Origin of the sequence: Klebsiella sp. BIGb0149, from assembly GCF_004362605.1 — a bacterium.
In the GTDB taxonomy this organism is placed as follows: domain Bacteria; phylum Pseudomonadota; class Gammaproteobacteria; order Enterobacterales; family Enterobacteriaceae; genus Klebsiella; species Klebsiella terrigena.
The window spans coordinates 266,623-289,650 of sequence record NZ_SNYG01000001.1 but is presented as its reverse complement, the minus strand read 5'-3'; the positions used below and the strand labels follow the sequence as shown (position 1 = coordinate 289,650).

The 23,028-nt window shown below is 60.0% G+C and carries 21 protein-coding genes; 14 read left to right on the top strand and 7 right to left on the bottom strand.

The window, feature by feature from the left end; genetic code table 11:
- Window positions 1-5 precede the first annotated feature (5 nt).
- From EDF75_RS01395 to EDF75_RS01365, 7 genes are all read left to right on the top strand, one after another.
- Window positions 6-1,115: a branched-chain amino acid ABC transporter permease gene (locus EDF75_RS01395; RefSeq protein ID WP_133596604.1), complete on the top strand. Its 1,110-nt coding sequence runs from the start codon at window positions 6-8 to the stop codon at window positions 1,113-1,115.
- Window positions 1,112-1,879: an ABC transporter ATP-binding protein gene (locus EDF75_RS01390; RefSeq protein WP_133596602.1), complete on the top strand. Its 768-nt coding sequence runs from the start codon at window positions 1,112-1,114 to the stop codon at window positions 1,877-1,879. The genes EDF75_RS01395 and EDF75_RS01390 overlap by 4 nt, the downstream gene beginning before the upstream one ends.
- Window positions 1,872-2,591: an ABC transporter ATP-binding protein gene (locus tag EDF75_RS01385; protein ID WP_095094733.1), complete on the top strand. Its 720-nt coding sequence runs from the start codon at window positions 1,872-1,874 to the stop codon at window positions 2,589-2,591. The genes EDF75_RS01390 and EDF75_RS01385 overlap by 8 nt, the downstream gene beginning before the upstream one ends.
- A 27-nt stretch (window positions 2,592-2,618) precedes the next feature.
- Complete coding sequence (locus EDF75_RS01380) at window positions 2,619-3,776, top strand: branched-chain amino acid ABC transporter substrate-binding protein (RefSeq protein ID WP_133596601.1); 1,158 nt, start codon at window positions 2,619-2,621, stop codon at window positions 3,774-3,776.
- 17 nt (window positions 3,777-3,793) lie between these two features.
- Window positions 3,794-4,276, top strand: coding sequence for an L-2-amino-thiazoline-4-carboxylic acid hydrolase (locus EDF75_RS01375; RefSeq protein WP_133596599.1), 483 nt, complete (start codon window positions 3,794-3,796; stop codon window positions 4,274-4,276).
- A complete protein-coding gene (locus tag EDF75_RS01370; protein ID WP_133596596.1) occupies window positions 4,273-5,502 on the top strand; it encodes a Zn-dependent hydrolase in 1,230 nt (409 codons plus the stop codon). The genes EDF75_RS01375 and EDF75_RS01370 overlap by 4 nt, the downstream gene beginning before the upstream one ends.
- A 318-nt stretch (window positions 5,503-5,820) precedes the next feature.
- The gene (locus tag EDF75_RS01365; protein ID WP_133596594.1) at window positions 5,821-7,518 is read left to right on the top strand and encodes a GGDEF domain-containing protein; all 1,698 of its coding nucleotides are present in this window, start codon (window positions 5,821-5,823) and stop codon (window positions 7,516-7,518) included.
- A 44-nt stretch (window positions 7,519-7,562) separates the two neighbouring features.
- Here EDF75_RS01365 and EDF75_RS01360 read toward each other — a convergent pair whose 3' ends face one another.
- From EDF75_RS01360 to EDF75_RS01350, 3 genes are read right to left on the bottom strand one after another with little or no spacing between them, the layout of a single operon-like run.
- A complete protein-coding gene (locus EDF75_RS01360; RefSeq protein ID WP_181955384.1) occupies window positions 7,563-8,585 on the bottom strand; it encodes an ABC transporter permease in 1,023 nt (340 codons plus the stop codon).
- A 19-nt stretch (window positions 8,586-8,604) separates the two neighbouring features.
- Window positions 8,605-10,089 carry a sugar ABC transporter ATP-binding protein gene (locus EDF75_RS01355; protein ID WP_133596593.1) on the bottom strand — a complete coding sequence of 495 codons (1,485 nt, stop codon included), beginning with the start codon at window positions 10,087-10,089 and terminating at the stop codon, window positions 8,605-8,607.
- A 33-nt stretch (window positions 10,090-10,122) separates the two neighbouring features.
- Entirely contained in the window at window positions 10,123-11,046 is a 924-nt protein-coding gene (locus EDF75_RS01350; protein ID WP_041147543.1) for a sugar ABC transporter substrate-binding protein, read from the bottom strand.
- Between the two features lie 533 nt (window positions 11,047-11,579).
- Here EDF75_RS01350 and EDF75_RS01345 point away from each other — a divergent pair.
- Entirely contained in the window at window positions 11,580-12,113 is a 534-nt protein-coding gene (locus tag EDF75_RS01345) for a phospholipase D family nuclease (protein ID WP_133596591.1), read from the top strand.
- Window positions 12,114-12,155: 42 nt separating this feature from the next.
- Here the strand turns inward: EDF75_RS01345 and EDF75_RS01340 are convergent, their stop codons facing one another.
- The 3 genes from EDF75_RS01340 to EDF75_RS01330 form a co-directional block, all read right to left on the bottom strand.
- Window positions 12,156-12,500 carry a DNA breaking-rejoining protein gene (locus tag EDF75_RS01340; RefSeq protein ID WP_241782481.1) on the bottom strand — a complete coding sequence of 115 codons (345 nt, stop codon included), beginning with the start codon at window positions 12,498-12,500 and terminating at the stop codon, window positions 12,156-12,158.
- 134 nt (window positions 12,501-12,634) lie between these two features.
- Entirely contained in the window at window positions 12,635-13,567 is a 933-nt protein-coding gene (locus EDF75_RS01335; RefSeq protein ID WP_041144432.1) for a LysR substrate-binding domain-containing protein, read from the bottom strand.
- A 158-nt stretch (window positions 13,568-13,725) separates the two neighbouring features.
- Window positions 13,726-14,220: a DUF1097 domain-containing protein gene (locus EDF75_RS01330; protein ID WP_133596586.1), complete on the bottom strand. Its 495-nt coding sequence runs from the start codon at window positions 14,218-14,220 to the stop codon at window positions 13,726-13,728.
- A 264-nt stretch (window positions 14,221-14,484) separates the two neighbouring features.
- Between EDF75_RS01330 and EDF75_RS01325 the strand changes: the two genes are divergently transcribed.
- The 6 genes from EDF75_RS01325 (at window position 14,485) to EDF75_RS01300 (ending at window position 21,393) form a co-directional block, all read left to right on the top strand.
- Window positions 14,485-15,090: an ankyrin repeat domain-containing protein gene (locus EDF75_RS01325; RefSeq protein WP_133596584.1), complete on the top strand. Its 606-nt coding sequence runs from the start codon at window positions 14,485-14,487 to the stop codon at window positions 15,088-15,090.
- 39 nt (window positions 15,091-15,129) lie between these two features.
- Window positions 15,130-15,993, top strand: coding sequence for an oxamate carbamoyltransferase subunit AllH family protein (locus tag EDF75_RS01320; RefSeq protein WP_133596582.1), 864 nt, complete (start codon window positions 15,130-15,132; stop codon window positions 15,991-15,993).
- Entirely contained in the window at window positions 15,983-17,530 is a 1,548-nt protein-coding gene (gene fdrA, locus EDF75_RS01315) for an acyl-CoA synthetase FdrA (RefSeq protein WP_133596580.1), read from the top strand. Before EDF75_RS01320 ends, fdrA begins: the two co-directional genes overlap by 11 nt.
- On the top strand, window positions 17,530-18,948 hold the full coding sequence (locus EDF75_RS01310) for a YlbE family protein (RefSeq protein WP_133596578.1): 1,419 nt from the start codon (window positions 17,530-17,532) through the stop codon (window positions 18,946-18,948). The genes fdrA and EDF75_RS01310 overlap by 1 nt, the downstream gene beginning before the upstream one ends.
- Before the next feature lie 81 nt (window positions 18,949-19,029).
- On the top strand, window positions 19,030-19,980 hold the full coding sequence (locus EDF75_RS01305) for a carbamate kinase family protein (RefSeq protein ID WP_133596576.1): 951 nt from the start codon (window positions 19,030-19,032) through the stop codon (window positions 19,978-19,980).
- A gap of 24 nt (window positions 19,981-20,004) precedes the next feature.
- Window positions 20,005-21,393, top strand: a complete 1,389-nt coding sequence (locus EDF75_RS01300) for an amidohydrolase family protein (RefSeq protein ID WP_133596574.1) — start codon at window positions 20,005-20,007, stop codon at window positions 21,391-21,393.
- Window positions 21,394-21,459: 66 nt separating this feature from the next.
- Here the strand turns inward: EDF75_RS01300 and lysS are convergent, their stop codons facing one another.
- Window positions 21,460-22,977 (bottom strand): lysine--tRNA ligase, encoded by a 1,518-nt coding sequence (gene lysS, locus EDF75_RS01295; RefSeq protein WP_133596572.1) that lies wholly within the window; start codon window positions 22,975-22,977, stop codon window positions 21,460-21,462.
- Window positions 22,978-23,028: the final 51 nt, after the last annotated feature.

Genomic DNA, 23,028 nt, shown 5'->3' with positions numbered 1-23,028 from the left:
AAAATATGACAACGGCACAACTCGTCGCGGCCCCCGCCGCCTCCCGTCGCTTCTGGTCCGGCATGGCCCTGTTTATCTGCGCGCTGCTGGTGGCGCCGATGGTCGCCAGCCAGCTCGGCGGCAACTACTGGGTGCGGGTCATCGACTTCGCCCTGCTGTACATCATGCTGGCGCTGGGTCTCAACATCGTGGTCGGCTACACCGGCCTGCTGGATATGGGCTTTATTGCCTTCTACGCCGTCGGCGCGTACCTGGCGGCGCTGCTGGCCTCCCCGCATCTGCTGGAGGCGTTCCCGCAGCTTCTGGCCTGGTTCCCGGACGGCCTGCACACCTCCTGGCTGCTGATTATTCCGTTCGCCGCGCTGGTGGCGGCGGGCTGCGGCATCGTGCTGGGCACGCCGACCCTCAAGCTGCGCGGGGACTACCTGGCCATCGTCACCCTCGGCTTTGGCGAGATTATCCGCATTCTGATGCGCAACCTCGATCGCCCGGTGAATATTACCAACGGCGCAAAGGGTATTTCCGGCGTCGATACGCTGAGCCTGTTCGGCCTTAAATTTAGCGGCGTCTATCACTGGTTCGGCGTTAAGGTCCCGGCGCTGTGGCTGTGGTACTACCTGCTGATGCTGGTGATTGTGGCGATTATTTTCGTCTGCCTGCGCCTGCAGCACTCGCGGATCGGCCGCGCCTGGCACGCCATCCGTGAGGATGAGGACGTTGCCCGGGCGATGGGCATTAACCTGCGTAACTATAAGCTGCTGGCGTTCGCCATCGGCGCCTCGTTCGGCGGCGTCGCCGGGGCGCTGTTCGGCGCCTTCCAGGGCTTCGTCTCCCCCGAATCCTTCACCCTGCAGGAGTCGATTGCGGTGCTGGCGATGGTGGTGCTTGGCGGGATGGGGCATATCCCGGGCGTTATCCTCGGCGCCGTGCTGCTGACCGCCCTGCCCGAGCTGCTGCGCAGCCAGGCCGCCCCGCTGCAGCAGGCGCTGTTTGGCGAAGTGCTGATTGACCCGGAAATTCTGCGCCAGCTGTTCTACGGCCTGGCGCTGGTGCTGGTGATGCTGCTGCGCCCGCAGGGCATCTGGCCCGCCGGACATAAAGGAGCCAAAGCATGAACCTGCTCAGCGTTAGCCATATGTCCAAACGCTTCGGCGGCCTGACGGCGGTCGATAACGTCTCGCTCGCCATCAACGAGGGCGAAATCTACGGTCTTATCGGCCCCAACGGGGCGGGTAAAACCACCTGCTTTAACCTGATAACCGGGCTCTATCCGGCGGACAGCGGCGAGTTCGCCATCGCCGGTCAGCCCTACTTCCCGAAGAACATAGAGAAAGTCACCGCCGCCGGCATCGCCCGTACCTTCCAGAACGTGCGGCTGTTTAACCAGATGTCGGTGCTGGAAAACGTGATGGTCGGCCGCCACGTACGCACCCGCAACGGCCTGTGGGCGGCGCTAAGCCGCCACCGCCGCGCCCGCGCCGAAGAGGCGCAAACCCGCGAGCTGGCGTGGCACTGGCTGGAGTATACCGGCATCGCGCAGTTCGCCCACTACCGCGCCAGCGACCTCGCCTACGGCCACCAGCGGCGTCTGGAGATTGCCCGCGCGCTGGCTACCGATCCGCGTCTGCTGGCGCTGGATGAGCCGGCCGCTGGGATGAATGCCGCGGAAAAAGTGGCGCTTGGCGAGCTGCTGCTGCGCATCCGTAACGACGGCAAAACGCTGCTGATGATTGAGCATGACGTCAAGCTGGTGATGGGGATCTGCGATCGCCTGATGGTGCTGGACTATGGCAAAACGCTGGCCAGCGGCCCCCCTGAAACCGTACGTCGCGACCCGGCGGTTATCGCCGCCTGGCTGGGAGGAAATGCGCATGTCTGATCTGTTAACCGTCAGCGGTCTTGGGGTGCACTACGGCGGCATCCAGGCGGTACGCGAGGTGTCGTTTAGCGTCCAGGAGGGCGAGCAGACGACGCTTATCGGCGCCAACGGCGCGGGCAAAAGCTCCACCGTCCGCGCCGTTACCGGCCTGGAGCCGTTTAGCGGCGACATCTTCTTCAACGGCAGGCCGGTACGCAAACGCCGGGCCGAAACGCTGCTGCGTGAAGGGCTGGTGATGGTGCCGGAAGGCCGCGGCATTTTCGCCCGCATGACGGTGCTGGAAAATCTGCAGATGGGCGCCTGGCTGCGCCGCGACGGCGCGGCGGTGAAGCGGGAGATGGACGACATCTTCAGCCAGTTTCCCCGCCTCGGCGAGCGCCAGCATCAGCTGGCCGGACTGCTCTCCGGCGGCGAACAGCAGCTGCTGGCGCTGAACCGCGCCCTGCTCAGCCGCCCGCGACTGCTGATCCTCGACGAGCCGTCGATGGGGCTGGCGCCGCTGATGGTGGAGAACGTTTTTCGCGTTATCGCCACCCTGCGCCAGCGCGGCGTGGCGCTGCTGCTGATCGAGCAGAACGCGCGCCTGGCGCTGGAGGCCACCGACAGCGCGTGGGTGATGGACAGCGGCAGCATCGTTGAGCGCGGCGCATCGCAGGCGCTGCTGGCCGACGACCGCATTGCACAGATTTATTTGGGCGAAATGCCCGTTTAACACACCAACCAACATCAGGGAAAAACAATGAAAACAGCAAAAATCAGTGCGCTCAGCGCCGCTATTGTGCTCAGCGGTTTTGCCTCTTCCGCCGCATGGTCCGCCGCCGGCGAAACCGTCACAATCGGCCTTGCCGGCCCGCTGACCGGCCCTTCCGCGCGTATTGGTAAGGATCTGGAAAACGGCGCTCAGCTGGCCATTGACGATATCAACAAGCAGCACCCGACGATCGGCGGCAAGGCGGTGACCTTTAAGCTGCAGTCGGAGGACGACCAGTCTGACCCGCGCACCGCGGTCGCCGTCGCCCAGCGCCTGGTGGATAGCGGCGTGGCGGGCGTGGTCGGCCACTGGAATACCGGCACCAGCATTCCGGCGGCGCGGGTCTATCACGACGCCGGGATCGCCCAGGTTGCGCCGGTGGCGACCGGTCATGCGTATACCAAACAGGGCTTCGATACCAGCTTCCGGGTGATGGGCCATGACGATGACGGCGGCCAGTTTGCCGGCCAGTACGCGGTGCAAACCCTGAAGGCCAAACGCATTGCGGTGATCGACGATCGTACCGCCTTCGGCCAGGGCCTGGCGGATGAGTTTATTAAGTCGCTGAAGGCCCAGGGGATCGATATCGTCGATCGTCAGTACGTCGATGACAAAACGGTGGACTTCAGCGCCGTGCTGACGGCGATCCGCAGCAAAAACGCCGATCTGATCTTCTTCGGCGGCGTCGATAGCCAGGCCGCACCGCTGGCGCGCCGCATCAAGCAGCTGGGGCTCAGCGCCACCCTGATGGGCGCGGGCGGCTTCGTCAGCCAGACCTTCCTGCAGCTGGCGCAAAAAGAGGGCAACGGCGTGGTGGCGCTGGAGCCGGGGCTGCCGGTAGAGCAGATGCCGGGCGGCAAGGCCTTTGAGCAGGCCTATCAGTCGCGCTATCACACCCATATCGAGCTGCACGCGCCGTTCGCCTACGACGCCACTCGCGTACTGGTCGCGGCGATGGAAAAAGCCGACTCCGTCGATCCGGCCGTCTACCTGCCCGCCCTGCGCGCCATCAGCTACTCCGGCGTCACCGGGCAGATCGCCTTTGATAAAGAGGGCAACCTGAAGTCGCCAACCTTTACCGTCTACAAAGTCGTTGACGGTAAATGGCAGCCGCAAACCGTACTCGGCGGCGCCGCCACGAAGTAACGCAGTGAGGCAATGTGATGAGTGATAATAATGAGCTGGGCATTCTCGCCCGCCGCAAAATTGAAGCTGAGATTATTAAGCCGATTTACGACATCCTGGTCCGCGAGATTGGCAAAGCTCGCGCCCAGGCGGTCATCGGCGAGGCGATTGAGAACGCCGCCATTGAGGCGGGGAAAGCCTTCGCCGCCAAAGAGCCCAACGGCGCGGATATCCAGAGCTTTGTCGCCCTGCAGTATCTGTGGGAAAAGGACAATGCGCTGGAGGTCACCGTGCTGGATGCCGACGACCGGCAGTACAACTACAACGTTAACCGCTGCCGCTACGCCGAAATGTATCACCAGATGGGCCTCGGCGAGATTGGCCACCTGCTCTCCTGCGCCCGCGATGACAAGTTTATCGTCGGCTATGCGCCGGAGGTTGAGCTGACCCGCACGACGACCATTATGCAGGGCGCGCCGTGCTGTGATTTCCGCTATCGCGTAAAGAAGGACCCATCATGATAACCGTTAACGGCGAACGCCTGTGGGCAACGCTTAACGCAATGGCGACCATCGGCGCGACGCCCGCCGGCGGCGTCACCCGACTGACGCTGAGCGAAGAGGACCGCCAGGCCCGGGATCTGCTGCGCGACTGGGCGCTGGAGGCGGGATTTGGCTACCGGGTCGATAGCATGGGCAATATGTTTATCCGCCGGGCGGGTAAAAACCCGGCGCTGGCGCCGGTACTGACCGGTTCGCACGTCGACTCCCAGCCGCTGGGCGGCCGCTATGACGGTATCTACGGCGTGCTGGCGGGGCTGGAGGCGCTGCGGGTGCTTAACGAACGCGGCATCGAAACCGAGCGCGATATCGTGCTGGTGAACTGGACCAACGAAGAGGGCGCGCGCTTTGCCCCGGCGATGCTCGCCTCCGGCGTGTGGGCCGGGCAGTTCAGCGAAGAGTGGGCCCTTGCCCGGGAAGATCGCAGCGGCGTCAGCGTCGGCGCGGCGCTGGAGGCGATCGGCTATCGCGGCCAGCACCCGACGGCGGCGTTTCCCCTGCACGCCTGCTACGAGGTGCATATCGAACAGGGGCCGATTCTGGAAGACGAAGGGATTGATATCGGCCTGGTGCACGCGGCGATGGGCCAGCGCTGGTTCAACCTCACCCTGACCGGCTTCGCCGCCCACGCCGGCACCACGCCGATGGGCAGCCGTCGCGATGCGCTAACCGCTTTTGCCGAGCTGGCGCTGGCGGTGGAAGAGATCGGTATTGCCCACCAGCCAGACGGCCGCGCAACGGTCGGCACCGTGCAGGTGACGCCGGGGTCGCACAACGTGGTGCCCGGCCGCGTTGAATGCAGCGTCGAGTTTCGCCATCCGCAAAGCGACGCCCTCGAAGCGATGGAGCTCGCGCTGCGCCGCGCCGCCGCGGCGCTGGGCCAGCGCGGCGTAGCGGCAGAGGTCGAGCGCATTTTTGACTACGCGCCTATCGCCTTCGACCCCGAGTGCCTGGCGCGCAGCGAGCGGGCCGCCCTGGCGCTCGGCTACAGCGCTAAACGGATGGTTTCCGGCGCCGGACACGATACCTGCTATATCAGCAAAGTGGCCCCCGCCAGCATGATATTTATCCCCTGCGAGAAGGGGATTAGCCACAATGAGGCCGAAAACATTCTCCCTCAGTGGGCCGAAAAAGGGGCCAACGTCCTGCTTAACAGCGTGCTTAGCGCCGCGCGCGAATCCTCCTGATCCCCGTCTGTCGTCATAGCAAACGCATTGCGCATGGCGACAAACGCTCTCCTCGCCGGGGGCCGCACGGCGCGCCCGCGGAGAGGAAAACCCCAGCATAAATAAATTAAAACAGCATCTTACCCGACGCTTAAAGACGTTTATTTTTGGATTCTCTACTAAAATTAGCAGGAAGATCGCCTATAGTATGGCCAATGTACGCAGGGAAAGAAGCGGCGTCTGGCGGGCTTAAGGCCAACGTGCCGGCACTCTGCCGGGTCATACTCGCCGCGAAAATAGCCTGCTGGGATCGCCTCTTACTGCTGACGCCGGGTACGTGTGAAAACGAAAAAAAAAGCCGCCGCATCGTCCAACGTACTCCGCTATATCTGGGGGTCTGCGTTAGCGACAATCTGTTTAACCACCATTCTCTCCTTCTGGCTGCTCTCCGGCTCATGGTCGATGTGGAAAAGCGCGCATAACAACGTTATTCAGTTCGACATATTTTACCGCATCCTGCAGGTCTCCAACGATTTAGCCGGCGAACGCGCCTTCGCTAACGAGCTGGTATTAAGCCCGCAGGCGGATAAAGAGCGGCAGTGGCAGGCGCTGGAGGCCCACCGCCGGGTCACCGATCGCGATATGCAAAGCATTCCGCAGCATCTGCTCTCCCCCGAGCTGATGGTGGAAATGCAGCATCAGTTGGCCCACGCCAGACGCCTCGCCGATACCTTCCGCAGCCGGGAGCTCGGCGATCCGGAGACGGCAGAGCACGCCATCCGCGATATGGTTGTGGCGACCGACTTTTACCATCAGGCGCTGTTTGAGCGCACCGCCGAGTTTTTACTGCTGGAGCCCAGCGCGCTGGGGCCCATTCTGCGTGCCCAGGCGCTGGGCGAGCTGCGCGACGCCACCGGCAGGCTCGGCTCGCAGCTGCTGATCCCGCTGGCGACCCAAACGAAGATCCCCGAGGCGAACCGCGAAGGGATCACCCGCGGCATTGAGCGGATTAATACCGCCTGGTGGCTGCTGCGAACCCAGGGCGACGAGGCGAGCTATATTCCGCACTTCCAGCGCCAGCTGGAGAATACCCGCCAGGCCTTCGAAACGCAGGGGATTGGTTTAATTAATCGCTTAAAAGCGGAGAGCGACGGCAATCAGCCCTACAGCATTAGCGCCGAGCGCTTCGCCATTGATTATCACGCCAGCCTCGGCGCTTTTGATAATCTGCTGAATACCTACATGACCGGCGTCAAAAAGCACTACACCGCCACGGAGCGTCTGGCGCTGCGGAATTTGCTCATCCGTTCGCTGGTTCTGACCCTGGTCTACGCCCTGACGATCGCGATGATTTTCTATATTCGCTCGCGGGTTTTGCGCCCTATTCTGCGCTTAAATAATATTGCCGCCGATCTGATCGCCGGCAGGCAGGCGCACGTCCAGATCGATGACGACACCGCGGAAGAGGTGCAGGAGCTGTTCTCATCCCTCGGCACCCTCGGGAAAAAGCTGCGCGAAGACGCGCGCATCAGCCGCCAGTACCAGCGCCAGTCGGAGGAGGACCCGCTCACGCACCTGTTTAACCGCCGGGCGTTCAATAGCCGGGGCGAGGCGCTGCTGCGTCAGTCGAGCGAGGCCCTCAGCGCCTGGCTTATTATGCTGGACGTCGACCGCTTCAAGTCGATTAACGATAGCTGGGGACACCCGATGGGCGACGAAGTGCTGGTGGCGCTGGCAAAAACGCTGAGCAAGTTTAGCCGCCCGAGCGACGTCGTGGGTCGTCTCGGCGGCGAGGAGTTTGCGGTGCTGTTTCTGGCCCCGACGGCGCAGGACGTTGCCCGCTACGCCGCGCGGATTCAGCACAAAATCCGCAAGCTGACCTTCCACACCAGCGGCGGCGAGACCTTTAAGGTCACCGCCAGCTTCGGGGTTTCTCAGGGCTGGCAGTGCCCGCTGGAGGAGCTGCTGTCGCGGGCAGATAGCGAACTGTATAAGGCGAAAAACAGCGGCCGGGACCGGATCTGCGGCCTGCCCTGAGCGCGGGCCGGGGCCCTGCGCTCGGGCATTGCCGATGAGGTGGGCTAGTGCTTCTTACGGTTACGGCGCATATCGATGGTCACCGCGGCGACAATAATGATGCCCTTAATAATATCCTGCACGTAGGCATCGACGCCGACGAAGGTGAATCCGCTTTTAATCAGCCCCAGAATCACCGCCCCAATCAGCGTTCCGGTAATCCGCCCAACGCCGCCCATCAGGCTGCTGCCGCCGATCACCGCGGCGGCGATGGCATCCAGCTCATAGGACATCCCCATGCTCGACTGGCCGCTGCTGACGCGCGCGGCTAATACCACGCCGGCCAGACCGGAGAGGGCGCCGGCAATGGTGTAAACGATGACCAGGTACTTGTTGACGTTGATGCCGGACACTTTTGCCGAGGTCATGTTGCCGCCGATGGCGTAGACGTATTTACCGTAGCGGGTATGCTTGAGCGCGATATGGAACAGCGCGGCGATGACGAAGAAGATAATGACCGGCATCGCCCCCTGACCCACGGCGGTAAAGCTGTCGGACAGGAAGCTAATCGGGTTTCCCTGGGTGTAATACTGCGCGAGACCGCGCGCGGAAACCATCATCCCCAGGGTCGCGATAAACGGCGGGATCCCGGTACGGGTCACCAGAAAACCGTTGGTTAACCCACAGAGCAGGCCGACGCCGATCCCGGCCAAAATGGGGATCGCCGCCGGCAGGTTGACCAGCGACGGAAACATCGGCGTGAGGCTGTCCGAGGTCTGCGCCAGGCTCGCCGCCACCACCGCCGCAAGGGCGATAACCGAGCCGGAGGAGAGGTCGATCCCGGTGGTAATAATCACCTGGGTCACCCCCACGGCGATAATACCGATAATCGCCACCTGTAAAACGATCAGCACCAGGCGGTTGCTATTCATTAAAAATGATTGGTCGCGAACGAACCAGCCGGCAATTTCAAACGTCAGGGCAATCGCCACCATGACGATAAATATCCCGGTATCTTTCGGCATTTTATGCCGTAGCTGACTCAAGAAAGAGGGTTTCTCATTTACGGGAGCTGCGGTCAATTTCATATTGCTCATTCTCTACGCCTCAATTGGATGCCAACGACAAAATGGTTTCCTGATCGGCCTCATCTTTTTCAAGGATGCCGGTAATACGCCCTTCGTGCATGACCATCACGCGGTCACTCATCCCGAGGATTTCCGGTAGTTCAGAGGAAACCATAATCACCGCGACGCCACGGTTCGCCAGTTCGCTAATCAGATGGTAAATTTCAGCCTTCGCGCCCACGTCAATACCGCGGGTCGGCTCATCGAGAATCAATATTTTGGGCTGGGCTAAGAGCCAGCGGGCAATCAGTACTTTTTGCTGATTACCGCCGCTGAGGTTATTAATAATTTGATCCATCGTCGGGGTTTTAATATTCAGACGGCGGATCTGCTCCATACAGTCTTCCGCCATTTTCACATGCTTAACAAACCCGCTTTTGCCGACATATTCCGGCATATTGACGATGCTCATATTCTCCAGCACCGACAGGACGAGGAACAGGCCGGACTTTTTGCGATCCTCGGTCAGCAGCGCCATCCCCTTTTCGATGGCCACGGAAGGAGAATCTATCTTCACCGGGACGCCATCAATCAGCACCTCTCCTTCGTCAAAGCTCTCCATACCGAACAGGCACTCCATCACCTCGCTGCGCCCGGCCCCGACCAGCCCGGCAACCCCGAGGATTTCGCCGCGCCGCACGCTGAAGCTGACGTCGTCAAAGTAGCCCTTGCGCGACAGATTGCGCACGCTCAGGACGTCCTCGCCGATCGTATTATTGAATTTTGGGAACAGCTGGGTTAATTCGCGCCCGACCATCTGAGTGATTAACGACTGGCGGGTATATTCCGCCGTCTGCTGGCTGGCGACCCAGCTGCCGTCGCGAAAGACGCTGATTTCATCGGTAATCGCAAAAATCTCATCCATCTTATGGCTGATATAGATGATGGCTTTGCCCTGCGCGCGGAGGTCGCGAATAATCGTAAACAGGTGCGCCACCTCCCCTTCGGTTAACGCCGAGGTCGGCTCATCCATAATCACGATATCGGCGTTCCACGAGACCGCTTTGGCAATTTCGACCATCTGCTGGGCGGCGATGCTCAGATCGCCCACCAGCCGATCGGCAGCGAGGCGGATATTGAGCTTATTCAGCAGCGCCTGGGTCTGGCGGATCAGCTGGCGGTGATCGACGAAGCCGTACTTCATCGGCTCGCGGCCGAGCCAGATATTTTCCGCCACCGTCATATGCGGCACCAGGTTAAGCTCCTGGTGGATCATCGAGATCCCCGACCGCAGCGCATCCATGGTGTCCTGAAACTGAACCGGCTGGCCTTTGACTTTTATCGCGCCCTTATCGGGACGGTAAATCCCGATAAGGCATTTCATCAGCGTGGATTTACCGGCCCCGTTTTCGCCCATCAGCGCGTGCACCGTTCCAGGGCGCACGCGCAGTGAGACATTATCGAGCGCCTTCACGCCGGGAAAGAACTTGCTGATACCTTCGGCTTCTAGGGCAAAAGCGTTCATAGAAAAACCTCCGTACCGCTGGGCCAGGAATCGTTATTTTTGGTTGCGGCTGACGAAATCAGACATGTTTTCTTTGGTGATCAGCTGGTAGGGGACGTCGATGACCTTTTCGACTTTTTCACCGTTAGCCAGCTTGATGGCGGCGTTGACCGCGCCCTCGCCCTGACCCTTCGCATCCTGGAAAATCGTGGCGATCATCTTGCCGTTTTTGAGCATCTGCAGCGCGTCGGGGGTGCCGTCAACGCCGGCGATCAGAATGTGGTTCGGGTTGCTGCCCAGCGCCTGCAGCGCGCCGATGGCCATTTCATCGTTGTTTGAGGCAATGGCCTGGATGTCTTCCCCGCTGGTCATCCAGTTGCTCACCACGTCAACCGCGTCGTTACGCATAAATTTGGCGGTCTGCTTCTGCACGATTTTAATATTCGGGTATTTCGCCACCACCTCTTCCACGCCCTTGGTCCGGTCACGGGTCGATTCATTGGCCAGGTCGCCCAGCAGGATCGCGACGTTTCCTTTACCGTTCATCGCCTTCGCCAGCGCTTCCATCTGCAGGCGCCCGGCGAGGACGGAATCCGAACCGACGTAGGCCATTTTGTCCGTCAGCGGCAGCTGCGGGCGGCGGTTAACGAACACCAGCGGGATACCGGCTTTGGTCGCCTGATCTATAATCGGTTTCACCGCGTTGGTGTCGACCGGGGCAACGATGATGGCATCAACGCCCTGGCCGATGAAGTTCTGTACCTGCTGCAGCTGCTGCGCCACGTCGCCCTTGGCGTCTTCAACCTGCGACTTAACGCCATCTTTTTGCATCTCTTTTTGCATGGCGTTACGCAGGATGGTCAGAAAGTTATCATCAAAAAGCGCCATCGAAACGCCGACGGAAATATCTTTTGCCATCACAACCGCAGGCAACATACAGGCTAACAAAGAGGCAACAATCGTTTTCTTGATATTCACAGTTGATCCTTGAGCGTCGTTGATACGCCAGTTTATTGAGATAAATGAAAAATTCATTTCATAAAAAACGGGTCAAACACCTGCCTGCCTTTCGGCCAGAGAACGCGTCTCCGCCAGCGCCGTCGGCCTTTCTTTTGTCAAAAACCGCTAAAATCGGTTGATTTTTAATGGATTATTAAAACAGCAGTTCATTAACCATCTACGCCTGGGGTCACCCGATTTCAGTTAGTTTGTTTCATTAACAACTTATTTGAAACTTTTATAATTAAATAACTGAAATGAAAATTTTAAAACTACGCAGTAACAGAACTTTGACAGATATCTAACATTGCCGCATAAACGAGCGAAAAATGAGAGGCAACCAGCAGTTTGCTCACGAGCCGAGGGCACGGGACTGGCATTCAGCAGGAGATGATTTGATTGGGGAATCATTCATGAATGGACAAGCTTTATCATAGACAGACACTGGAGAGAGGCGCCGCCGGCGGCGTAAACTGTGCCCTCTGCGTTCTGCTTAGCCCAACAGGCCTCTTATGCCGCGTTCCTCTCTCTTTCAACCGCTGATATTCGCAGCGGCGCTATCGCTGTCCGCTGTCGCACAGGCCGCACCTGACGTTGAGGTGGGCTTTTCACCTGAGGGGTCGGCCCGGCAGTTGGTTCTACAAACCATTAATCAGGCCCACGTCTCGATCCGCATGATCGCCTACGCCTTTCAGGCTCCAGATATTGCCCGTGCGCTGGTGGCCGCCAGGGATCGCGGCGTTGACGTGCGGATCGTGGTGGATAAAAAGCGCAACCGCGCGAAAGCCAGCCGGCTCATGATGCAATATATGGTGCAACATGGCGTGCCGCTCCGCGTCGATGGCCACTATCACATTCAGCACGACAAGACGATTATCGCCGATGGCGCAACGGTGGAAACCGGGTCATTTAACTACGCCCCTTCGGCGGAAACGATGAATAGCGAAAACGTGGTGGTTATTCGTAACCGGCCGGAGATTGCCAGGAAGTATATCGCGCACTGGCGATCGCGGTGGGCGCTGGGTACTCCCGCCGGCGGGCTATAAGCGCACTAAATAGCCGCCCGCGGGCGGTTGTGCCGGGGCTGGCTAGTGGATAATTTTAAACGTCAGCTCGTAGGGGCTGGTTTTTCCCTCATCGCGCGCGCCGCCCATTTGGTACACGCGAACGGTATATTTGCCGCCGGTCGCCAGGCGCTGCTCGAAATCGCCGTCACGCATGGCGCCATTAAAAATCGTTTCATTAGCGGGGTTAATGACGTTGAAATAGGGATGGTGGGCGCCGCGTTTCATACTGACGCGCATCGTCTGGCCTGCCTTAGCCACCAGCGTATAGTCTTTCACATCGGCTCCGCTCACCGTATTATGAATAGCGGTGCCGCTGGTGCCTTTATCGAAATGAATCGGCTGGGTATTTATTTTATAGCTTGCCATCGATACTACTGGCGTTAATAAATAACCAGCGCAGATCAGGCTACCAACAATTAACTTAAATTTTTGCATTTAATTAACACCTTATGTTTTTATACGCGCTGTTATATCACATAAAGCGGCCGGCCCTGCTGCCATTATTTCCCGCGATGGAGCAAATCCTGATAAATAGCGGTCAATACGCCCCCCGGACGAAACTCCTTTTTAATCCACTGGGTCACCTGCCCGGTCGCCGCGTGCTGGGTGGCAAGCAGCATTCCCGAGTCCTGGCGCGGGTTGTGGATCTGGCGCGTCACCAGCAGCCGCTCGTCCATCGCTTCATTGACCATATAATCCGGCAGGAAGCCAATTCCCTCGCCGAGGATCTGGCACTGGCACTTGGTATTAAAATCCGGCACCAGGATCGCCTCCTGGCCGTGCAGCAGCCAGCCGACCTTTTTATTAATCGTATTCGCGGTGTCTTCCACCATGATATTCGGATAGAGGCGCAGCTGGCTTTCGGAGATCGGTTCCGGCATAAACGCCAGCGGGTGATCCGGCGCAATGGCGAACACCCAGCGAATGGCGCCGATTTCGGTGTAATCAATGCCGCCGCCGTCGAGCAGCGTATCCGGCGCGCCGATGGCAATGTTGGCCTGGTTATTAATAATGGCGTCCCAGACGCCGTTGTAGACCTGGGTGGTGACGGTTATCTGGCAGGTGGGGAACTGTTTTTTAAGCACCTGCAGCAGGCGCGCGGTGTGCCGCGGGGTATAGAGCAGCTGATTAATACAGATTCGCACCCGCGCCTCGATGCCCTGGGCGATAGTATCGATGCTGCGCTTGATGGCGTGGAAATCATTCAGCAGGTCGGTGGCTTTGCGAAAAAGGTAGTAGCCGGATTCGGTGAGCTCAATGCTGCGGGTATTGCGGGTAAACAGCACCACGTCCAGCCCCGTCTCCATGCGCTTAATGGTGTAGCTGATGGCGGAGGTTGTGAGCCCCAGCTCATCCGCCGCCTTACTAAAGCTGCCAAAGCGCGCCGCCGTGGTGAACGCCTGCAGATTCTCTTCGGTAAAAATTGAGTTCATTTGCCCGCTCCTGCTCTCGTCAACCGGCCATCCGCTAAATTCTCATGCTGAATGTATTTGCCAGGTGGATGATTGGGCAACCATTTTTGAATAACTTTTAACACCACGCTCGCAATCTGCCTGAAAGAACGCGGGTTCTCTCAGGCCGCGGCGGCGCTTCAGGCTTCGGGCTTCGACGTCGCTTCACTCAGCCGACGGCCGGTATATTCGGAAATGAGGCCAACGCAGTTGCCGGCAAAAAAGCCCAGCAGCGTCACCGGCCAGTTCAGCCCGGAGGCGAAGAACAGCGTCATGCCGAGGAAGCCGCCGGGAATAAACGACGTCAGAGAAAACCGCCCCTGCCAGACGATCGCCGCCGAGAACGGCACCGTCACGATGACGCTGGCCCAGAAGCCCGATATGCCGCTCAGCGCGGCGAGCCAGCCCGAGGCCAGCGCCGCAAGAAACGCCCATACCGCCCCGGAGTAGTTAACAAACAGGCTCCTGACGAACCCCGCTTTCCCCCCTCCCGCGGCATAAAAACTGCAGAAGGCCACGAAGCCAATCGTGCCTAATAATTCCCAGCCGTGCTCAAGCCCAACCTGCGAGGAGATAAGCTGCCAGACGCCAGCGCTAATTCCGACAGTAATCCCCGTAGCCGTGAGTCCGTTCATCTTGTCCTCCTCCGGATAATCGTTTCCAGGCGTCGTTATTACGTTCGGCAACTATATATAAATAAAACCCGATTGCATTAAGGGGAATACGAAGAAACCAGCAAAGGGTGCACCACCGCACAGCCTGCATCCATTATTAAATAATATTCAACAATCAGCCGCTTTCCGGCGAATAAATTTTAAGCGGGTTCTTTTATCATTTTTTCATTGCTATCCTCAGCCCATCAACCAAAATCGTCAGCGCAAATTATCCGGAGCCGGTTTATGTCCAGGGAAAATCTTATCACTGAATACCTGTTAGCGGCGGAGCAAGGCAACCTCGCACAGTTAAAGCAGTGCCTGCTCAAGGGCGTTAATATTAATAGCGTTAACCGCCACGGCCAGACGGCAGTTGTCCTTGCCAGCTTACATCAGCACTATGACTGCGTGGCGCAGCTAATTGCCGCGGGGATCGATATTAATAAACAGGACCAGACCTGTTTAAACCCCTTCCTGATAAGCTGCCTGAATAATGATTTAACGCTGCTGCGCTTAATTCTTCCCGCCGCTCCGGACCTCAACTGCTTAACGCGTTTTGGCGGCGTCGGCCTGACGCCGGCCTGTGAAAAAGGCCATCTGGCGATCGTCAAAGAGCTGCTGACGCAGACCGGGATTAACGTTAATCACACCAACTTTGTCGGCTGGACGCCGCTGCTGGAAGCCATCGTGCTCAACGACGGCGGCAGCACGCAGCAGGAGATCGTTGCGCTGCTGCTGGAGCACGGCGCCAGCCCGCATATGACCGATAAATACGGCAGGACTCCGCTGGAGCTGGCGCGGGAAAAGGGCTTTAGCGAAATAGCCCGGCTGCTGACTGACGCGGGCGCCTAGCCGAGGAGAACCGCTATCGACACCTCCGGACGGCGGTGTGTGCAAGCGCTAACTGCGGACGAAAGGTTTCTCGCGCAGCGCGGCAGCGGACGGGTTGAACAGCGCTTTTCCCGGGCGGTAAACCTGTTTGTTCCGGGTCCGCAGCGGATGCTGACGCTGCTCTGCGCAGATTACGACAACGCGCCCAACAGCTGTAGGTTGGCACTCACACACTTTGACAACCTGTTCCGGCCCGGCCAGCCGGTTCGCTTTCTTGATTCAGGCATCGCGTTTGGCGAGAGCGGATGGATAGAGACATCGCAATGCCGGCGCTGGCAAATGGCCAAACCCACGCTGAGCGACGAACGCCTGCGGCATATTCCATGGCGGCGCTGGAGCCAAACGCTCCGCCAGCAGCTGCACGACGATGAAACCTTATTTCTCTACCGCGGCAATAATCCTTTTCATCGGGAAATTAGCCGGCAATTACAGCAACGCCGCCGCGCTTTATTAGCGGCCCTGCAGCAGGGAGAGGAAATTACGTCCTCGGTCTCCTCAATGATCGGGCTGGGTATTGGCCTGACGCCGTCGGCGGATGATTATCTGGTTGGCATGAGCACTATTTTATTACTCCCCGGACATCCGCGGGAAAAATACCGGGATGATTTTTTATTGGCCCTGCGGCGCGCCGGGAATAATACCACGGCGCTCAGCGCCATAACCTTAGAAGCCGCCTTAAACCAGCGTTACCGAGAAAGTATTGCGCGATTTATTCATTATTTACTGAATGAACCAGCGTCCTTTTCTATCGAGGCTATTGCCGATATTAAAAATATTGGCTCAAGCTCCGGCTGCGACATGCTGTACGGCATGGCGGACGCCTGCGCCCTGAGCCAAACGTATGGAGGAAATGATGTCAGTTAAAATAATCGTTAAGCCAAATACCTATTTTGATTCCGTTTCGCTGATGTCGATTTCGACCCGGGCCAATCAGCTCGACGGCGTCGAGCAGGCGTTTGTGGCGATGGCCACGGAGATGAACAAAGGGGTGCTGAAAAATCTCGGGCTGCTGACGCCGGAGCTGGCGGCAGCGAAAAACGGCGACCTGATGATCGTCATTAACGGTCGCGACGGCGCGGACAACGAACAAACCCTGGCGGCCATCGAAGAGCTGTTCCACAACAAGGCGCAGAGCGGCCAGCATGAAGCCCGCTACGCGACGCTTGCCAGCGCCAAAAAGCATCTTCCCGAGAGCAATCTGGCGGTGATTTCGGTCAACGGCCTGTTCGCCGCCCGGGAGGCCCGCCAGGCGCTGCAAAACGACCTTAACGTTATGCTGTTCTCCGATAACGTCACGCCAGAAGAGGAGCTGGCGCTGAAGCAGCTGGCCCATGAAAAAGGTCTGCTGATGATGGGGCCGGACTGCGGCACCGCCATTATTAACGGCACCGCCCTGTGCTTTGGCAACGCGGTGCGCCGCGGCAATATCGGGATTATCGGCGCTTCCGGCACCGGCAGCCAGGAGCTGAGCGTCAGGATCCACGATTTCGGCGGCGGCGTGTCGCAGCTTATCGGCACCGGCGGCCGCGATCTGAGCGAAAAAATCGGCGGCCTGATGATGCTGGACGCCATCGGGATGCTGGAAGACGATCCGCAGACCGAAATCATCGTCCTGATCTCCAAACCCCCGGCTCCGGCGGTGGCGCGCAGGGTCATTGAACGCGCCCGCGCCTGCCGCAAGCCGGTGGTGGCCTGCTTCCTCGGTCGCGCCGAAGCGCCTGCGGATGAGAGCGGCCTGCAGTTTGCCCGCGGCACCTACGAAGCGGCGCTGAAGGCGGTCGCGCTCTGCGGCATTACGCCCGCAGACGACGATCGCCAGGCTGCCGATCGGGCGCTGATTGCCGAGGTTCGCGCGCGCCTGACTCCGCAGCAAAAGTATATTCGCGGCCTGTTCTGCGGCGGCACCCTGTGCGATGAAACGATGTTTGCGCTGCTGGAACAAGAAGCCGAGGTCTACAGCAATATCCAGCCCGACCCGGCGCTGCGCCTGACGGACATCAACCGCAGCGTCGGGCATACCTTCCTCGACTTCGGCGATGACGACTTCACCAACGGCAGGCCGCATCCGATGATCGACCCGACCAGCCGCATCCAGCGGCTATTGCAGGAGGCCCGCGATCCGCAGGTCGCCGCTATCGTTATGGATTTCGTGCTCGGCTTCGGCTCCCATGAGGATCCCGCCGGCGCGATTCTGGAGGCGATTAAGCAGGCGCAGGCCATTGCCGCCGCCGACGGGCGCCCGCTGGCGATCCTCGGCTACGTGCTGGGCACCGACCTCGACGCCCCTTCCCTGGAGCAACAGCGCCGCATGCTTAGCGATGCCGGCGTCATTTTGGCCAGCAGCAGCAGCCATACCGGCCTGCTGGCGCGCGAGTTTATCTGCAAAGGAGAGAAAGCCTGATGAGCCAGCCACTATTCAACCAGCCGCTGAACGTGATTAACGTTGGGATCGCCCTGTTTAGCGAGGATCTGAAAAAGCAGCACGCTGCCGTTACCCAGCTCGACTGGACGCCGCCGGGTCAGGGCAATATGCAGGTCGTGCAGGCGCTGGACGCCATCGCCGACTCCGCGCTGGCCGACAAAATCGACGCCGCCAACCGGCAGGCGCTGGAGCGCATTATTCAGTCGCACCCGGTGCTGACCGGCTTCGATCAGGCCATTAACGTGGTTCCCGGCATGACCGCCAAAACCATCCTCCACGCCGGGCCGCCGGTGCAGTGGCAGCAGATGTGCGGCGCGATGAAGGGCGCGGTGACCGGGGCGCTGGTGTTCGAAGGCCTGGCGCAGGATCTGGATGAGGCCGCAGAGCTGGCGGCCTCCGGGGAGATCATCTTCTCGCCGTGCCACGAGCACGACTGCGTCGGCTCAATGGCGGGCGTCACCTCGGCCTCAATGTTTATGCATATTGTCGAGAATAAAACCTACGGCAACGTCGCGTTTACCAACATGAGCGAGCAGATGGCGAAGATCCTGCGCATGGGGGCCAACGACCAGAGCGTGATCGATCGCCTTAACTGGATGCGCGACGTGCAGGGGCCGATGCTGCGGGAGGCGATGAAGATCGTCGGCGAAATCGACCTGCGCCTGATGCTGGCTCAGGCTCTGCATATGGGCGACGAGTGCCACAACCGCAACAATGCGGGCACCACCCTGCTGATCCAGGCGCTGACGCCGGGCATTATTCAGGCCGGCTATTCCGTCGAGCAGCAGCGCGAAGTCTTCGAGTTTGTCGCCAGCAGCGACTACTTCTCCGGCCCGACGTGGATGGCGATGTGTAAAGCGGCGATGGATGCGGCCCACGGCATTGAGTACAGCACCGTGGTCACCACCATGGCGCGCAACGGCGTCGAGTTCGGCCTGCGGGTCAGCGGCCTGCCGGGAGAGTGGTTTACCGGCCCGGCCCAGCAGGTTATCGGCCCGATGTTTGCCGGCTATAAACCGGAAGACTCCGGGCTGGATATCGGCGATAGCGCGATTACCGAAACCTACGGCATCGGCGGCTTTGCAATGGCGACGGCTCCGGCCATCGTCGCGCTGGTGGGCGGCACGGTTGAGGAGGCTATCGACTTTTCACGGCAGATGCGTGAAATCACCCTCGGTGAAAACCCCAACGTCACCATTCCGCTGCTCGGCTTTATGGGCGTCCCGACCGCCATCGATATTACCCGCGTCGGCAGCAGCGGCATTCTGCCGGTGATCAATACCGCCATCGCCCATAAGGATGCCGGGATCGGCATGATCGGCGCCGGCATTGTCCACCCGCCGTTCGCCTGCTTTGAAAAGGCCATTTTGCGCTGGAGCGAGCGCTACCTCGCGTAGCCAGGGGTTCCCCGGGGGCGGCGCTCCCGGGCAACGGCGAACAACCATAACTCTCTTACCCTCTGTAGCGGAACCCGGACAATGAAAGAACTCGTGGTCGTTGCCATTGGCGGCAACAGCATCATCAAAAATAACGCCAGCCAGTCGATTGAGCATCAGGCCGAAGCCGTGAAAGCCGTGGCGGATACGGTGCTGGAGATGCTGGCATCGGACTATAACATCGTGCTCACCCACGGCAACGGGCCGCAGGTTGGGCTGGATCTCCGTCGCGCCGAAATCGCCCACGAGCGCGAAGGCCTGCCGCTCACGCCGCTGGCCAACTGCGTCGCCGATACCCAGGGCGGCATCGGCTATCTGATCCAGCAGGCGCTTAATAATCGCCTGGCCCATCGCGGCGAGCAGAAGGCGGTCACCGTCGTCACCCAGGTTGAGGTGGACAAAAACGATCCCGGTTTTGCCCATCCCACCAAGCCGATTGGCGCATTTTTTAGCGCCGCCCAGCGCGATGAGCTGCAGCTGGCGCATCCCGACTGGCGCTTCGTCGAAGATGCCGGGCGCGGCTATCGCCGGGTGGTGGCCTCGCCGGAGCCAAAGCGCATCGTCGAGGCCGAGGCGATTAAAACCCTCACCCGCCAGGGCTTCCTGGTGATCGGCGCCGGCGGCGGCGGCATTCCGGTGGTGCGCGGCGAAGGCGGCGATTATCAGAGCGTGGATGCGGTCATCGATAAAGACCTCTCCACCGCGCTGCTGGCGCGGGAAATTCACGCCGACGTGCTGGTTATTACCACCGGCGTTGAAAAGGTGTGCATTCATTTTGGCAAAGCCAACCAGCAGGCGCTGGGAACGGTGACGGTCGGCGAGATGACCCGCTATATGCAGGAGGACCACTTTCCGGCGGGCAGCATGCTGCCGAAAATCGTCGCCAGCCTGGCATTTTTAGCCCACGGCGGCAGCCGGGTCATTATTACCACCCCCGAACGCCTGCCCGCCGCGCTGCGCGGGGAAACGGGCACCCATATTGTGCATAACTAACGGCGCATAGCTTAAGGAAGAAAGATGAATAACGACAATAGCCGCCGGGAGTTTCTCACCCGCAGTGGAAAAATAGCCGCCGCCGCGGCCCTGCTCGGCGCAGCGTCGCCCTCCGCCTACGCGGACGGCAGCAGCCCGGCCGCCTGCAGCGATCCCAAGGGGGCCACGAGCCTCGGCGACAGGCACTACTACCTCGACAACGTGCTGCTGGAGAGCGGCTTCGAGTATGAAAACGGGGCGGTGGTCCATACCCGCACCGAGCTGCAGACCCTGGAGATTCGCGACGGGAAGATAGCGGCCCTGCGGAGCAATAAAAGCCATCCCGATGCCACCCTCCCCCGCTACGACGCGGCGGGCATGCTGATGCTCCCGGCGATGCGCGACATGCATATTCACCTCGATAAAACCTTTTACGGCGGCCCGTGGCGCTCCCTGAACCGCCCGGCGGGCACCACGATTCAGGATATGATTAAGCTTGAGCAGAAGCTGCTGCCGGAGCTGCAGCCCTATACCCAGCAGCACGCAGAGAAGCTTATCGATCTTATCCAGTCCAAAGGCTCCACCGTGGCCCGCAGCCACTGCAATATCGAACCAACCTCGGGACTAAAAAACCTCGAAAACCTGCAGGCGGTGCTGGCGCGGCGCAGTCCGGGATTCGAATGTGAAATCGTCGCCTTCCCGCAGCACGGCCTGCTGCTGTCGCACTCCGAGTCGCTGGTACGCGAAGCGATGCAGGCCGGGGCGCACTATGTCGGCGGCCTCGATCCGACCAACGTTGACGGCGCGATGGAGAAGTCGCTCGATACCATGTTCCAGATCGCGCTGGACTATGACAAAGGGGTGGATATTCATCTGCACGAAACCAGCCCGGCGGGCGTGGCGGCGATAAACTACATGGTAGAAACCGTGGAGAAGACCCCGCAGCTGAAAGGCAAGCTGACCATCAGCCACGCCTTTGCCCTGGCGACCCTCAGCGAACGGCAGGTCGATGCGATTGCCGGGCGCATGGCGGCGGCGCGGATAACCATCGCCTCCACCGTGCCGATCGGCACCCTGCATATGCCGCTCAGCCAGCTGCGCGAGAAAGGCGTGTTTGTGATGACCGGTACCGACAGCGTCATCGACCACTGGTCGCCGTACGGCCTCGGCGACATGCTGGAAAAGGCCAACCTCTACGCCCAGCTCTACATTCGTCCGAATGAGCAGACGCTCTCCCGCTCGCTGGCGATTGCCACCGGCGACGTGCTGCCGCTGAACGATAAGGGCGAGCGCGTGTGGCCCAGGGTCCAGGACGACGCCAGCTTCGTGCTGGTTGACGCCTCCTGCTCCGCCGAAGCGGTGGCGCGCATTTCGCCGCGCACCGCAACCTTCCACCGGGGCCAGATGGTCTGGGGCCGCGTAGGCCGCGCCTGACGGCAGGCGGACATAAAAAAGCCCCGGGACGCCGACGCGCCTCGGGGCTTTGCTTTTTACGCTGGCTTATTTCTGCGGACGCATCGCCGGGAACAGGATCACGTCGCGGATGGTGTGGCTGTTGGTAAACAGCATCACCATTCGGTCGATGCCGATGCCCAGACCGGCGGTCGGCGGCAGGCCATACTCCAGCGCGGTCACGTAGTCTTCGTCGTAGAACATCGCTTCGTCGTCGCCGGCGGCCTTGGCGTTCACCTGGTCGAGGAAGCGCTGCGCCTGGTCTTCGGCGTCGTTGAGCTCGCTGAAGCCGTTGCCGATTTCACGTCCGCCGATGAAGAACTCAAAGCGGTCGGTGATCTGCGGATTGGCGTCGTTACGCCGCGCCAGAGGCGACACTTCTGCCGGATACTCGGTGATGAAGGTCGGCTGAATCAGGTGCGCTTCCGCCACTTCGTCAAAGATTTCGGTGACGATGCGGCCCAGGCCCCAGCTCTTCTCAACGTTGATGCCGATAGATTCGGCAATCGCTTTCGCCGCATCGAAGTTATCCAGATCCGCCATCTCGGTTTGCGGACGATATTTCTTGATAGCCTCGCGCATGGTCAGCTTTTCAAACGGCTTGCCGAAGTCGAAAACCTGGTCGCCGTAAGGCACTTCGGTTTTACCCAGCACGGTCTGCGCCAGGGTGCGGAACAGCGACTCGGTGAGTTCGATCAGGTCTTTGTAATCCGCGTACGCCATATAGAGTTCCATCATGGTGAACTCGGGGTTATGGCGCACGGAGATGCCTTCGTTACGGAAGTTACGGTTGATCTCAAAGACGCGCTCGAAGCCGCCTACGACCAGCCGTTTAAGGTACAGTTCCGGCGCAATGCGCAGGTACATGTCCATGTCCAGCGCGTTGTGGTGGGTGATAAACGGACGGGCGGAGGCGCCGCCGGGGATCACCTGCATCATCGGGGTTTCGACTTCCATAAAGCCGCGAGCCACCATGAACTGACGCATCGTCGCGAGGATCTGCGAACGCACCTTAAAGGTGTGGCGCGAGGCGTCGTTGGAGATCAGATCCAGATAGCGCTGGCGATAGCGCGCTTCCTGATCCTGCAGGCCGTGGAATTTGTCCGGCAGCGGGCGCAGGGCTTTGGTCAGCAGACGCAGCTCGGTGCAGTGGATCGACAGCTCGCCGGTTTGGGTTTTGAACAGCTTGCCGCGGGCGGCGATGATGTCGCCGAGGTCCCACTTTTTAAACTGCTCGTTGTAGACGCCTTCCGGCAGATCGTCACGCGCCACGTACAGCTGGATGCGGCCGCCAACGTCCTGCAAGGTCACGAAGGAGGCTTTACCCATGATACGACGGGTCATCATGCGGCCAGCCACGGAGACTTCGACGTTCAAGGAGGTGAGCGCTTCGTTGTCCTTGCCGTCAAATTCAGCGTGCAGCTGGTCAGAGGTATGGTCACGGCGAAAATCGTTCGGGAACGGGATACCCTGCTCGCGCAGCGCAGCCAGCTTTTCACGACGGCTTTTCAGTTCATTATTAAGGTCAATTGCCTCATCGGCACTTTGTGCTTGTTGTTCAGACATGTTGGTTCCTCATAACCCTGCTTTCAAACTTGCTTCGATAATTGAACCAGG